Origin of the sequence: Microbacterium sp. NPDC088619 (genome assembly GCF_044752825.1) — a bacterium.
GTDB lineage: Bacteria > Actinomycetota > Actinomycetes > Actinomycetales > Microbacteriaceae > Microbacterium.
Window position 1 is genome coordinate 1,382,367 of sequence record NZ_JBIVLZ010000001.1, and the last position, 12,427, is coordinate 1,394,793.

At 68.4% G+C, this 12,427-nt stretch carries 12 protein-coding genes; 6 read left to right on the top strand and 6 right to left on the bottom strand.

The window, feature by feature from the left end:
• Positions 1-70 precede the first annotated feature (70 nt).
• On the bottom strand, positions 71-973 hold the full coding sequence (gene sucD / locus ACIP5T_RS06915) for a succinate--CoA ligase subunit alpha (RefSeq protein ID WP_400861785.1): 903 nt from the start codon (positions 971-973) through the stop codon (positions 71-73).
• 27 nt (positions 974-1,000) lie between these two features.
• A complete protein-coding gene (sucC, locus tag ACIP5T_RS06920) occupies positions 1,001-2,167 on the bottom strand; it encodes an ADP-forming succinate--CoA ligase subunit beta (protein ID WP_400861787.1) in 1,167 nt (388 codons plus the stop codon).
• Between the two features lie 415 nt (positions 2,168-2,582).
• Here sucC and ACIP5T_RS06925 point away from each other — a divergent pair, with 415 nt between their 5' ends.
• The 3 genes from ACIP5T_RS06925 to ACIP5T_RS06935 all read left to right on the top strand — a co-directional run bounded on the left by ACIP5T_RS06925 (position 2,583) and on the right by ACIP5T_RS06935 (position 5,125).
• Positions 2,583-2,867: a hypothetical protein gene (locus ACIP5T_RS06925; RefSeq protein ID WP_400861789.1), complete on the top strand. Its 285-nt coding sequence runs from the start codon at positions 2,583-2,585 to the stop codon at positions 2,865-2,867.
• Between the two features lie 281 nt (positions 2,868-3,148).
• Entirely contained in the window at positions 3,149-3,811 is a 663-nt protein-coding gene (locus ACIP5T_RS06930; RefSeq protein WP_400861791.1) for a TetR/AcrR family transcriptional regulator, read from the top strand.
• A 78-nt stretch (positions 3,812-3,889) separates the two neighbouring features.
• Positions 3,890-5,125: an acyl-CoA dehydrogenase family protein gene (locus ACIP5T_RS06935; protein WP_400861794.1), complete on the top strand. Its 1,236-nt coding sequence runs from the start codon at positions 3,890-3,892 to the stop codon at positions 5,123-5,125.
• Positions 5,126-5,152: 27 nt separating this feature from the next.
• Here the strand turns inward: ACIP5T_RS06935 and ACIP5T_RS06940 are convergent, their stop codons facing one another.
• Positions 5,153-6,040, bottom strand: coding sequence for a helix-turn-helix transcriptional regulator (locus ACIP5T_RS06940; RefSeq protein ID WP_400861795.1), 888 nt, complete (start codon positions 6,038-6,040; stop codon positions 5,153-5,155).
• A 122-nt stretch (positions 6,041-6,162) separates the two neighbouring features.
• Between ACIP5T_RS06940 and ACIP5T_RS06945 the strand changes: the two genes are divergently transcribed.
• Complete coding sequence (locus tag ACIP5T_RS06945) at positions 6,163-7,107, top strand: SDR family oxidoreductase (RefSeq protein ID WP_400861797.1); 945 nt, start codon at positions 6,163-6,165, stop codon at positions 7,105-7,107.
• Between the two features lie 9 nt (positions 7,108-7,116).
• Here the strand turns inward: ACIP5T_RS06945 and ACIP5T_RS06950 are convergent, their stop codons facing one another.
• Positions 7,117-7,602, bottom strand: coding sequence for a hypothetical protein (locus ACIP5T_RS06950; protein WP_400861798.1), 486 nt, complete (start codon positions 7,600-7,602; stop codon positions 7,117-7,119).
• Between the two features lie 41 nt (positions 7,603-7,643).
• Between ACIP5T_RS06950 and ACIP5T_RS06955 the strand changes: the two genes are divergently transcribed.
• Both ACIP5T_RS06955 and ACIP5T_RS06960 read left to right on the top strand, forming a co-directional pair.
• Positions 7,644-9,095 (top strand): phytoene desaturase family protein, encoded by a 1,452-nt coding sequence (locus ACIP5T_RS06955; RefSeq protein WP_400861800.1) that lies wholly within the window; start codon positions 7,644-7,646, stop codon positions 9,093-9,095.
• Between the two features lie 52 nt (positions 9,096-9,147).
• Positions 9,148-10,191, top strand: a complete 1,044-nt coding sequence (locus ACIP5T_RS06960; protein WP_400861801.1) for an ATP-dependent DNA ligase — start codon at positions 9,148-9,150, stop codon at positions 10,189-10,191.
• A gap of 3 nt (positions 10,192-10,194) precedes the next feature.
• Here the strand turns inward: ACIP5T_RS06960 and ligD are convergent, their stop codons facing one another.
• Both ligD and ACIP5T_RS06970 read right to left on the bottom strand, forming a co-directional pair.
• A complete protein-coding gene (gene ligD, locus ACIP5T_RS06965) occupies positions 10,195-11,247 on the bottom strand; it encodes a non-homologous end-joining DNA ligase (RefSeq protein ID WP_400861802.1) in 1,053 nt (350 codons plus the stop codon).
• Positions 11,248-11,287: 40 nt separating this feature from the next.
• Positions 11,288-12,409, bottom strand: coding sequence for an SseB family protein (locus tag ACIP5T_RS06970; protein ID WP_400861804.1), 1,122 nt, complete (start codon positions 12,407-12,409; stop codon positions 11,288-11,290).
• Positions 12,410-12,427 lie beyond the last annotated feature (18 nt).

The window sequence follows — 12,427 nt, forward strand, 5'->3', positions numbered from 1 at the left end:
TGCCAGAAGTGTCCGGGCATGAAAGAAGGCCCCGGAGTGGAGTCCAGGGCCTTCTCTTCGATTATAGCGCTTAGAGCGACTCGACGATCTCGCGCATCAGAGCGGCGGTCTCGGACGGCGTCTTGCCGACCTTGACGCCGGCGGCCTCGAGGGCCTCCTTCTTCGCCTGAGCGGTACCGGCGGAGCCCGAGACGATGGCGCCTGCATGGCCCATGGTCTTGCCCTCGGGAGCCGTGAAGCCCGCGACGTAGCCGACGACCGGCTTGGTGACGTGCGCCTTGATGTACTCGGCCGCACGCTCTTCGGCGTCGCCGCCGATCTCGCCGATCATCACGATCGCCTTGGTCTCGGGGTCGGCCTCGAATGCGGCGAGCGCGTCGATGTGCGTCGTGCCGATGACGGGGTCGCCGCCGATGCCGATGGCGGTCGAGAAGCCCAGGTCGCGCAGCTCGAACATCATCTGGTAGGTCAGGGTGCCCGACTTCGACACGAGGCCGATGGGGCCCTTGCCGGTGATGTTCGCGGGCGTGATGCCGACGAGCGCTTCACCGGGGGTGATGATGCCGGGGCAGTTCGGCCCGATGATGCGGGTCGTGTTGCCCTTGCTCTGCGCGTAGGCCCAGGCCTCGGCCGAGTCGCCCACGGGGACGCCCTCGGTGATCACGACGAGCAGCGGGATCTCGGCGTCGATGGCCTCGATCATCGCGTCCTTGGTGAAGGCGCCGGGGACGAAGGCGATCGACACGTCGGCGCCGGTCTCCTTCATCGCCTCGGCCACGGAGGCGAAGACGGGGAGCTCGACGGGGTTGCCGTCCTTGTCGGTGTGCGAGACCGTGGTGCCGGCCTTGCGGGCGTTCACGCCACCGACGACCTGGGTGCCGGCCTTCAGCATGAGCGCCGTGTGCTTGGTGCCCTCGCCGCCGGTGATGCCCTGGACGATGACCTTGGAATCCTTGTTGAGGTAGATCGACATTTCTCTAGTCCTTGTGTCTCTCTGCGATCAGGCGTTGGCGAGTTCGGCGGCCTTGTCGGCGCCTTCGTCCATGGTGCTGGCGAGCGTGACGAGCGGGTGCGCGTACTCGGCGAGGATCGCGCGACCCTCGTCGACGCGGTTGCCGTCGAGGCGCACGACGAGCGGCTTGGAGGCCGCGCTGCCGAGAGTCTCGAGAGCGCCCTTGATGCCGTTGGCGACGGCGTCGCACGCCGTGATGCCGCCGAAGACGTTCACGAACACGCTCTTGACCTGCGGGTCGCCGAGGATGACGTCGAGGCCTGCGGCCATCACCTCGGCCGATGCGCCGCCACCGATGTCGAGGAAGTTGGCGGGCTTGACGCCGTTGTGGTTCTCACCGGCGTAGGCGACGACGTCGAGCGTCGACATGACGAGTCCTGCACCGTTGCCGATGATTCCGACCTCGCCGTCGAGCTTGACGTAGTTCAGACCGCTCTTCTTGGCCTTGGCCTCGAGCGGGTCTGCGGCGTCCTTGTCTTCGAGCGCCTCGTGCTCGGGGTGACGGATCTCGGAGGCGTTGTCATCGAGCGTGACCTTGCCGTCGAGCGCGATGATGTCGCCCTCTTCGGTGCGGACCAGCGGGTTGACCTCGACGAGAGTCGCGTCCTCTCCCTTGTAGACGTCGAAGAGCTTGACGAAGACGTCGGAGACCTTCTCGATCAGGTCTTCGGGGAAGTTCGCGGCGCGGGCGATCTCGACGGCCTTCTGCTTGTCGATGCCCGTCAGCGGGTTGACCTCGACGCGTGCGAGTGCCTCGGGGCGCTCGACGGCGAGCTCCTCGATCTCCATGCCGCCCTCGACCGAGCAGAGGCTCAGGTAGGAACGGTTGGCGCGGTCGAGCAGCACGGAGAAGTAGAACTCCTCGGCGATGCGCGCACCCTGTGCGACCATGACGCGCTTGACGACGTGGCCCTTGATGTCGAGGCCGAGGATCGCCTTGGCTGCCTCGTATGCCTCTTCGGGGGTCTTCGCGACCTTGACGCCGCCGGCCTTGCCGCGACCGCCGGTCTTGACCTGCGCCTTGACGACGACGACGCCGCCGATCTTCTCCGCGGCTGCCTTCACCTCCTCAGGGGTGTCAGCGACGATGCCGGCGAGGACCGGCACTCCGTACTTCTCGAAAACGTCTCGTGCCTGGTACTCGTACAGATCCACTGTGCTTCCTTCACTGGGCTGCGGCCTGGAATTCTCTCGATGTCGAGACATCGATCAATCCCCCAGCCTACTACCGCCTCCTGAGCGCCCCTACGTCCGCAGAGCGCGGGCGACGACCAGAAGGCGTCCGGTAGCATTCTCGAGCGTCGGATCAGGGAGAGAGGCCGCATACTCCGCAGCCCGGAGATGTACTCGACCGCTACGGTCCTCACGAGGGCCGGTACACCTCCGCCAGTACCAGGAGACGGCCCAAGGACGAGCTCCTGGCTGACGAGCTCCCGCCCGAATGCCTCGGGTCGCAGGGGTATCGCGGAGACATCGCGACCGGACTCGGCTCGCCCGGCGGGCGGCGTACAGGTGCAGCTGCCCTCACGGCGCAGCAGCTGATCACGCTGGGCCTGCTTAAGGAGATCACATGACCGAACTCACCCCCGACGAAGTGAAGCGCATCATCGCAGCCGAAACGCTCACCGCCACCGCGAACTGGTTCGGCCGCACAGGTCGACGCGAGTCCTCGGCATGGATCGACAGCGACGGCGACGGCTGGCTCGTGTGGGAGACCGACGAGCGCGGAGGTATATTCCATGACCCGCTTCGCTTCGCCTCGGAGGCCGAAGCGCTGGATCTCTTCCTGAAGATCGCGCGCCGGTACAGGGCGGGGGACTCCTCGGCGACTCGTCGGCTGGGAGGATCCTCGTGACCGAGCTCGCGCTGCTTCTCGTCGTCGCCCGCGGCTCCGCCCATCACGCCCGGTGCCATGGAACGCCCGCCCGCCCCGGTGGCCGATCCTCCGGTCGCGCCGGACGCCACGCCCGTCGCAGACCCGGCCGAGCCGAAACCACCAGGAGCCGTCGCACCGCATGATGGTCGAGGGCCCCAACGGCGAGGATGAGGCGTCGGGGCGATCGGACGGTCGATGGGAAGGCAATCACTCATCCGGCGGCGTCTGCGCCGCCACGGGCCGAGGTCTAGGCTCATCCCATGCACGAATCCGCAGAACTGCGCACCGGCGTCGTGGCCGCTGCACTCGAGCTCTTCGCGTCGCAGGGCTTCGACCAGACCTCCGTCGAGCAGATCGCGAAGGCCGCGGGCGTCTCTCGGTCGACGTTCTTCCGCCAGTTCGGCGGCAAGGAGGATGTCGTCTTCGCCGACCACGAGGTGCTGCTCGAGCAGCTGCGGACGTTCCTCGGCGAGGGACACGAAGACCCCTGGGGAGCTGTCTGCGCGGCATCCGAGTCGGTCTTCGCCCACTTCGCGCACGACCCGGAGCTCGCGCGTCGGCGCTATCAGATCGTCCGCCAGGTGCCGGTGCTCCGAGAGCGCGAGATCATCACCGTGTTCCGCTACGAGCGGCTGTTCGACGACTACCTGCGCAGCTCGCTGCCCGGCATCGATCCTCTGGACGCGGTCGGCTTCTCGGCCCTCGTCACCGCGGTGCACAACCATGTGCTCCGGCAGCTGCTGAGAGGCAAGAAGAAGGTGCCGCTCTCGACGCTGCAGACGGCTCTCGCCGATGTGCGTCGTCGCTACGGCGTGCCCTCCGACGCGGCCACCGAGGCGCCGGACGACGTCGTCGTCGCCGTGTTCCCCCGTTCGATGCCGATCGCCGAGGTCACCAGGCGCCTGCGCACGCAGCTCGACTGACCTGGCCGGACTCCCCCGAACGGAGTCGTGGAACCGAGTATCGAGGAGTACGATACTTGGTGTCACGAAGGAGTCATCATGAGCACCGCAGCCTCTCCCCTCCCCGGCGAGCGCGTCTCGTCATACGACATCACCGGAAGACAGGACAGCGACTACTACGCCGTCTTCGCCGACATCCCCGAGGCCGATCGCTCGGCCTGGAATCGAGCCAAGGCCTACATCGACGAGGTCGGCCCGCAGATGGCGGATGCCTGGGACCGCGCGGAATACCCTCTCGACGCCGCCCGCCGCATGGGCGAGATGGACCTGGTGGTCGACGGCATCGAGCATCCTTCGCTCACGCGTCTCTCCCCTCTCGCGGCGGGTCTGGTCAACATGGAGATCTCCCGCGGTGACGGATCCCTCGGCACCGTGCTCGCGGTGCAGGGCGGGCTCGCGCTGCGCACTCTCGCGCTCTTCGGTTCACCCGAGCAGCAGGAGAGATGGCTGACGTCGCTCGCCGACAGCTCGGTCTTCGGCTCCTTCGCCCTCACCGAACCCGACCACGGATCGGACTCCGTCTCGCTCGAGACCGTGGCACGCCGCGATGGGGACGAATGGGTCATCCGCGGCACGAAGAAGTGGATCGGCAACGGAGCCTCGGGCGGCATCACGTTCGTGTGGGCCCGCGTCGACGATGAGACGGCCGCCGAGCACGGCGCCGTGCGGTGCTTCCTCGTGGAGCAGGACACCCCGGGCTACACCGGGACGCCGATCCGCGGCAAGGCATCGCTGCGCGCGATCCACCAGGCGCACATCGTGCTCGACGACGTGCGGGTGCCGCTCGACTCCGTGCTGCCGGGGACGAAGAGCTTCAAGGACGCGTCGGTCGTGCTCTACGCGACCCGTTCGGGCGTCGCCTGGTCGGCTCTCGGCCACGCGACCGCCTGCTACGAGGCCGCGCTCGCCTACTCGACGCAGCGCATCCAGTTCGGCAAGCCTCTGGCCAAGTTCCAGATGGTGCAGGAGCGACTCACTCACATGCTCGAGGATCTCACCGCGATGCAGCTCTACTGCCGCCGCCTCGCAGACCTCGAGACCGCCGGCGAACTGCGCCCCACGCAGGCGTCACTGGCGAAGTTCCACAACACGCGCGCAGCACGGCGCGTGGCGTCCATCGCCCGCGATCTGCTCGGCGGCAACGGCATCCTGCTCGAGAACGGCGTGATGCAGCACATGGCCGACATCGAGGCGATCCACACCTACGAGGGCACCGAGAGCGTGCAGGCGCTGCTGCTCGGACGCGACATCACCGGGATGAGCGCCTTCGCCTGACTCGGTGCGATGAGCGCCTGTCGCGGGTCAGCCGTCGGCCCTCCCTCCTCCTGAGGCCGTCGGTGCGGGATCGTCGACGAATCGCTGACGACCGATCACGGAGAGCAGCCGCAGCTTCTCGTGGCTCTCGCTGCCAGGCGCCGCCGTGTAGACGAGCAGCGAGTGCGACTGCTCCGGATCCACGAGCGTCTGGCACGTGAGCTCCAACCGCCCCAGCTCCGGATGCACGAAGCGCTTGGTGGCACCGGGGCGAAGACCCACCTCATGCGTCTTCCAGATGCGGCGGAACTCTTCGCTCCTGTCCGTCAGGAGCTCGACATAGCCCGCCGCTCGGGACCCCGGGCCCCGACGTGCGGCGATCTCGCGCAACCCTGACACCCACAGTCGGGAGAGGAACGCATGATCCTCCGGGTCGTAGACCAGGCGGGCGGAGGGATCGGTGAACCATCGATATCCGATGCTGCGCGCGGGACCGCGGAGCCCGACGAGGTCCCCCACCAGGGCGGTGCCCAAGGCGCTCTGACGCAGAGTCTCGCCCAGTTCGGTGACGACCTCGGCGGGGGTGTCGTGCAGTCGATCGAAGATCCGCAGCATCCCCGGACTCACGTGGTCGCTCTCGGCGCCTCTCGGCGGCGGTGTGTGCCCGGCGAGCGCGAAGAGGTGGTCGCGCTCGGCCAGCGAGAGGTGCAGTCCCTGGGCGATCGCCGCCACCATCTGATCCGACGGCTGGGGTCCCCGTTCCTGTTCGAGCCGCGCGTAGTAGTCGGTCGACATGTGGCACAGCGAGGCCGCTTCCTCCCGCCGCAGGCCGTCCGTGCGTCGTCGCTCTCCGCGCGCGAGCCCGACGTCCTCGGGTTGCAGCGCCTCGCGCCTCGTTCTCAGGAACTCCGCGAGCCCCCGCCGATCCACCGCCATGCGCTTCTCCCGCCGTCGACTCTGTTCTATCAGCCGGCTCCTTCGCGATCCACGGATCGACGATCCCTGGTTCGCACGACGGACACGGGAGAGCATCGGAGCAACCAGGAAGAAGAGAGAACATGCCACGCAAGGACTCCGAACCGACCATCCCGCCATTGCACGACGCGCGCGCCGTGATCACCGGAGCGAGTGACGGAATCGGGATGGGAATCGCTGCTCGTCTCGCCGCCGCCGGCGCGGAGGTCGTCATGCCCGTCCGCAATCGCGCCAAGGGCGACGCGGCGATCGCACGGATCCGGCAGACGACTCCGAATGCGCGCATCTCACTGCGGGACGTCGATCTCGCCTCGCTCGACTCGGTCGCCGCACTCGCCGCAACGCTGCAGGAGGAGGGCACGCCGATCAGCATCCTCATCAACAACGCCGGAGTGATGACACCTCCGGACCGCAGAACCACAGCAGACGGCTTCGAGCTGCAGTTCGGCGCCAATCATCTGGGGCATTTCGCACTCGTCGGACGGCTGCTCCCGCTTCTCACGGCCGGCGAGGGCAGGGTCGTCTCGCAGATCAGCATCGCCGCCGACAGCGGAGGGATCAACTGGGACGACCTGCAGTGGGAGCGCTCGTACAACGGGATGCGCGCCTACAGCCAGTCGAAGATCGCCTTCGGGCTGTTCGCGCTCGAACTCGACAGACGGAGCAGGGCCGAGGGGTGGGGGATCCGCAGCCTGCTCTCGCATCCGGGGATCGCTCCGACGAATCTGCTGGCCGCGCAGCCGGAACTCGGCCGCGCGGCGCAGACTTCAGGACGCCGTATCATCGACGCTCTCTCGCGGCACGGCCTGATCGTCGGCACCGCCGAGTCCGCAGGGCTCCCTGCGCTCTACGCCGCGACCTCCGCGGATGCCGTCGGCGGAGGGTTCTACGGACCGTCGGGCGTCGGTCATCTCGGCGGCCCGCCCGCGCCCCAGAAGCTCTACTCGCGTCTACGAGACGCCGCTTCAGCCCGCAGGATCTGGGACGTGTCCGAGAAGCTCACGGGGGTGCGCTTCTCGGCGCGGTGACTGACGGCGTCAGTCGCAGCCGCACCCACCGGCCGGGGTCTTCACCATGAAGCAGACATCGCACACGCCGTAGTCGCGCTCGCTCGTCTTCGTCGCGCGCTCGACCTTCGGCGCCGCCGCGACTCGAGGAGTCGTGGTGCGCTTCGCCTTGACCGGAGCGATGGGACGGAACTCGCTCGGGTGCGTCACGAAGAAGTACGGAGCACGGCCTTCGCTCGCCCGGAGACGGAGGGGCGTCGAGCCGACGACGACGACCTCGTCTTCGGTGAAGCCATTGGTGTAGGTCTTGCCGATGTGCAGCGAGGCGCCCTCGCCGCGGCGGATCGCCTCGATGTAGCGGCCTCGGTCGATGTAGGACGAGATGCCGACGGCATCCGTGATCGCCGCGATGAACTCGTGGTTCTCTTCGGCGATGCGGTGCGCACGGAGCGCCTCCGCGAGGGTTCGGTACGGACGGGAGTTGCCTGTGGGGGTCGGGCCCTGAACTTCATTCATTTCCTCAAGGATCTCACGCCCGGGCATGGAAGACTGGCCGAATGGCACGCGCGACGATCATCGGGTCCGGACCGAACGGCCTCGCGGCGGCCGTGACCCTCGCGCGAGCCGGGTACGAGGTGCGCGTCCTCGAAGCGGCGAGCACCATCGGCGGCGGCGTCCGCACCGTAGAATCGACCCTCTCCGGCTTCCGCCACGATGTCTGCGCCGCGGTGCATCCGGCTGCGCTCTCCTCGTCGTTCTTCCAGGCATTCGGCCTCGCCGAACGTGTCGACTGGATCCTGCCCGACATCTCCTACGCGCACCCGCTCGACGGCGGCAGAGCCGGCATCGCCTGGCGAGACATCGAGCGCACCGCGGCGGGACTCGGTGTCGATGAGCGCGCGTGGCTGTCGCTTCTGCGCCCGCTGAGCACACATGTCGAGGGTGTCGTCGACTTCACCGGCAATCAGATGCTCCGCATTCCCCGCGAGCCGATCACGGCTCTCCGATTCGCGCTGCGGATGCTCGACCAGGGCACCCCTCTCGCCCGCCGGTCCTTCCGCACCGAAGAGGCCGCCGGCCTGATGGCGGGCGTCCTGGCGCACGCGAACACTCCTCTCCCCTCCCTCGCCGGCGCCGCCGCCGGGCTGCTGCTGGCCGCGCAGGCGCACGCCGGAGGGTGGATGTACCCGCGAGGCGGGGCGCAGAGCATCGCCGACAGCATGGTCGCCGACCTCGAAGCCCATGGCGGATCCGTCGAATCGGGAACCCACGTCACCGACCTCGCGTCGCTCGACTGGGGCGACCCCGCTCGCGGCGACCTGCTGATGCTGAACACATCGCCCCGGCTGACGCTCACCCATCCCGATATCCCCACGGCGTATGCGCGGGCGATCCGCGGCTATCGCTACGGCCCGGCCGCCGCGAAGGTCGACTTCGCTCTCGACGGCCCGATCCCCTGGACGAATCCCGAAGTGGGGCAGTCACCCACCGTGCACATCGGCGGGTCGGCGGCGGAGATCTGGGACAGCGAGAACGCCGTCGCCCGCGGTCGGATCAGCGACAGACCGTACGTCCTGAGTGTGCAGCCATCGGTCTTCGACCCGAGTCGGGCACCCGAGGGCAAAGCGGTGCTGTGGGCCTACATCCACGTGCCTCAGGACTCCGACCTCGACGCCACCGAACTCATCACCCGTCAGGTCGAGCGTTTCGCACCCGGGTTCCGCGACCTCATCCTCGCCCACCACTCGGTGCCCGCATCGTCGCGCGAAGCGGTCAACCCGTCGGAGATCGGCGGCGACATCCTGGGGGGCGCCTTCACGATCCCGCAGGCGCTCCGCCGACCTGTGCTCGGCACGGCACCGTGGCGCACCCCGATGCGCGGCGTGTATCTCGCTTCGGCATCGACCCCGCCGGGGCCAGGCGTCAACGGCATGGCCGGGTGGCACGCCGCCCGGACGGCGCTGAAGGATGCGGGCGCCCGCGTCTCGCTCGGCGATCTGTTCGACTGACGGTCCCGAAGTCGCACTTCTGCCGGGGCGTCCCCGACGCCAGGATGGACCCATGCGCTACGAGATCCCCTCCCCGATGCTGGCGAAGGCGGCAGCATCCGTCCCCGATCCCGCGAAGACCGCCGGCGGGTTGCTGTTCGAGCCCAAGTGGGACGGATTCCGAGGGCTCATCGCCTGGGACGGCGAGACCGTCGAGATCGGCTCACGCGGAGCGAAGCCACTGACCAGGTACTTTCCCGAGCTCGTCGAGGCGATCCCCCGGCTGCTTCCGGCCCCCTGCCTGCTCGACGGCGAGATCGTCGTCGCCACCGGGCCGGCGGGCGCGCAGCGGCTCGACTGGGAAGCGCTGAGTCAGCGCATCCACCCCGCCGCGTCGAGGGTCGCCCGACTGGCCGCGGAGACTCCGGCGATGTTCATCGCCTTCGACCTGCTGGCGATCGGCGATGAAGACCTGCTGGCTGTCCCCTTCGCGGAGCGGCGCGAGCGCCTGGAGACGCTGATGGCCGAGGTCGGGCATCCGCTGCACATCACGCGCACGACCCGCGATCGCGAAGCGGCCGTGCGCTGGCTCGCCGAGTTCGAGGGCGCCGGCCTCGACGGAGTCGTCGCCAAGCCGCTCGATCAGCCGTACGCGCCGGGCAAGCGCACACTGGTCAAGATCAAGCACGCCCGCACAGCGGATGTGGTCGCGCTCGGATACCGCGTGCATAAATCCGGGTCCGGGGTCGGATCGCTTCTCGTCGGCCTCTACGACTCAGACGGCACGCTGCGGCAGGTCGGTGGCGTCGCCGCGTGGAGCGACGCTCGTCGCACAGCACTCGTCGACGAACTCGCCCCGCTGGTCGAGCGCGACGATGCAGGCGATGCCGTCACCGGAGAAGGCGAGCGCTCGCGTTTCAGCGGGTCCAAGGATGTGTCGTTCGTGCGGCTGCGGCCCGAGCTCGTGCTCGAGGTCCGCTACGACCAGCTCGAGGGGTCGCGGTTCCGGCACACCGTGCAGTTCGAACGCTGGCGACCCGACCGTGATGCCCGCTCGTGCACCTACGACCAGCTCGACACGGTTGCGGGATACGATCTGGCCGAGGTCATCGGCTGACCCTCACTCGTCGATCGGGTCGCCGTTCGCATCCCAGTTGGCCTCGACCTTCTTGCTGGGCTGCACGCGCGGCGGCTCCCCCGGCATCTTGGGGAACTCGGGCGGGAACGACAGCTCTCCCAGACCGGCTTCCTTGTCACGCTCCCACCACTCCAGCAGCGTGTCGATGCGCCCTGGGCTGTCTTGCTTGCCTGCCCACGGATCGCCGACCTCGTCGAGTCGTTTCGGGATGCTCCGCACAGTGAACACGGCGGGGTCGAGGCCGTCGAGCTCCTCCCAGTGCACCGGAGTCGAGACCGTGGCTCCCGGAAGCGCCCGAGGGCTGTATGCACCGGCCATCGTGCGGTCGCGGTTCGCCTGGTTGAAGTCGATGAAGATCCGCTCCCCGCGCTCCTCCTTCCACCAGCTCATCGTCACCTCGTCCGGCATCCGACGCTCCAGCTCTCGGCCTGCGGCGATCACGGCATGTCGCACGTCGAGGAACTCGTGCGTCGGTTCGATCGGAGCGAAGACGTGCAGCCCGCGGTTGCCGCTGGTCTTCACGAACGCGTCGAGACCGACCTCGCTGAGCACCTCGCGCAAAGCGTGTGCGGCGGGAATGGCATCGGCGAACCCCGTTCCCGGCTGCGGGTCGAGGTCGATCCGCAGCTCGACGGGGTTGTCAGGATCAGAGGCGAGCGACGCCCACGGGTGGAACACGATCGTGTTCATCTGGGCCGCCCAGACGATGGCGCTCGGTCGGTTGAGCACGATCTGCGGATGCCGTCGCCCGCTGTTGTAGGTCACCGTGACGGCGTCGACGTAGTCGGGCGTGCCCTTGGGCGGGTTCTTCGAGAAGAAGCCGTCGCTGCCCAGCCCGTCGCGGAAGCGTTCGAGCGAGACGGGACGATTGCCGTTCGCCTCGAGGAACGGAGTGCTGACGAGCTGGAAGTACTCCGCGAGCTCGGCCTTGGTGATGCCGTCCTTCGGCCACACGATCCGATTGGGGCTGGAGAGCACGACCTCGCGCTCTCCGTCAGGATCGGTGACGGTCAGGGGCACGCGTTCTGAGGCCATGCTCCGACCCTAGGGGGCCGGTGGGACGTGCGGAAGCCCGTCAGTCGTCGATGTCGACCGCCAGGATCAGCACGGAGGTCAGCGCATCGCGCTCGACGACGATGCTGGGCCCGGCCGGGTCGATGATGACGCCGGCCATGTCGATGTGGCTGGACAGGATCTTCGCCAGCTGCAGCGGCTCGAACGGCAGCGGTCGATCACCGCGGCCGAGTGCGAGCACCTCGAGCGGGTGCGAGAACAGCTGGAGGAACCGCTTGCCGTCAGGCGTCTGCGCCTCGGCGATGCCGACCTGTCCGCCCGGGTTGCCCTCGTTGACGGCGACCCACATGCGCTTGGTCGCGAGCGCCTCACCGACCTTGGCTGCGGTGTCCTGCTCGCGCGGCGCGGCGATGAGCGACTTGACCGTCATGTCGACGTCTGCCTGCTCGAGGGCCTTCTGCAGCAGCTCGGTCGGGAACACCACGCGGTGCGGGGCGGAGGCGTTGTCGACGATGAGACCGGCGAAATCTCCGGAGACGACCTGCTGCAGAACGGAGGTGACGGGTTGGGCCACCGCCGATGTCGCCGTCGGGTCCTTCTCGAGCTGCACGGAGTCGCGCACTGCGGCTGCCGAGCTGAACGCCAGCATGAACTGACGATCGCCATCGCGCACCACCGCGACCGCGAGGGGCTTGCCCTCACTGATCTGCGCACGGGCATCGCCGTTCACCCGGATGTACATGTGGCCCTGCAGCGCCTGGCGGAGCACTCCGAGAAGCTGCTCGTTCGTGGCACCCTGCTCGACCTCTTTGAGGGATTCACGCAGCAGGACGTTGTCCTTCATGCCCGCGACGGTCTCGGTCTGCTCGGGCGGCATCGCCGGTGCCAGTGGGAGCTTGCGCTCGGGCTCGGCCGCAGGTGCAGCGGGCGCTGCGGGCGCAGGTGCGGTGGTCGGCGCGGATGCCGCGGGAGCCGCGTCGGCATCGGGCAGCTCGACCTCGGGTCCGGCCTGCGCGCCGACACCGCGGAACGCCTGCACGGAGATCCCGATGGTGGGCGTGACCTCAGCGGGTTCGGAGGGTGCGTCCGCGACCTCCGGAGCGTCGACGGCAGAATCCTCGGTCTCGATGTGGTCGGCGACGACGTCGTCAGCGGACTTCTTGCGGCGGGAGAACAGGGCCATATCTGCCAGCCTAACCCG

Bases quoted from the DNA above. Each gene is read 5' to 3' on its own strand.
- ACIP5T_RS06945 (WP_400861797.1), top strand. From the start codon at position 6,163: ATGCCACGCAAGGACTCCGAACCGACCATCCCGCCATTGCACGACGCG.
- ACIP5T_RS06950 (WP_400861798.1), bottom strand. From the start codon at position 7,602: ATGAATGAAGTTCAGGGCCCGACCCCCACAGGCAACTCCCGTCCGTAC.
- ACIP5T_RS06955 (WP_400861800.1), top strand. From the start codon at position 7,644: ATGGCACGCGCGACGATCATCGGGTCCGGACCGAACGGCCTCGCGGCG.
- ACIP5T_RS06970 (WP_400861804.1), bottom strand. From the start codon at position 12,409: ATGGCCCTGTTCTCCCGCCGCAAGAAGTCCGCTGACGACGTCGTCGCC.
- sucD (WP_400861785.1), bottom strand. From the start codon at position 973: ATGTCGATCTACCTCAACAAGGATTCCAAGGTCATCGTCCAGGGCATC.
- ACIP5T_RS06930 (WP_400861791.1), top strand. From the start codon at position 3,149: ATGCACGAATCCGCAGAACTGCGCACCGGCGTCGTGGCCGCTGCACTC.
- ACIP5T_RS06960 (WP_400861801.1), top strand. From the start codon at position 9,148: ATGCGCTACGAGATCCCCTCCCCGATGCTGGCGAAGGCGGCAGCATCC.
- ACIP5T_RS06940 (WP_400861795.1), bottom strand. From the start codon at position 6,040: ATGGCGGTGGATCGGCGGGGGCTCGCGGAGTTCCTGAGAACGAGGCGC.
- ACIP5T_RS06935 (WP_400861794.1), top strand. From the start codon at position 3,890: ATGAGCACCGCAGCCTCTCCCCTCCCCGGCGAGCGCGTCTCGTCATAC.
- ACIP5T_RS06925 (WP_400861789.1), top strand. From the start codon at position 2,583: ATGACCGAACTCACCCCCGACGAAGTGAAGCGCATCATCGCAGCCGAA.
- ligD (WP_400861802.1), bottom strand. From the start codon at position 11,247: ATGGCCTCAGAACGCGTGCCCCTGACCGTCACCGATCCTGACGGAGAG.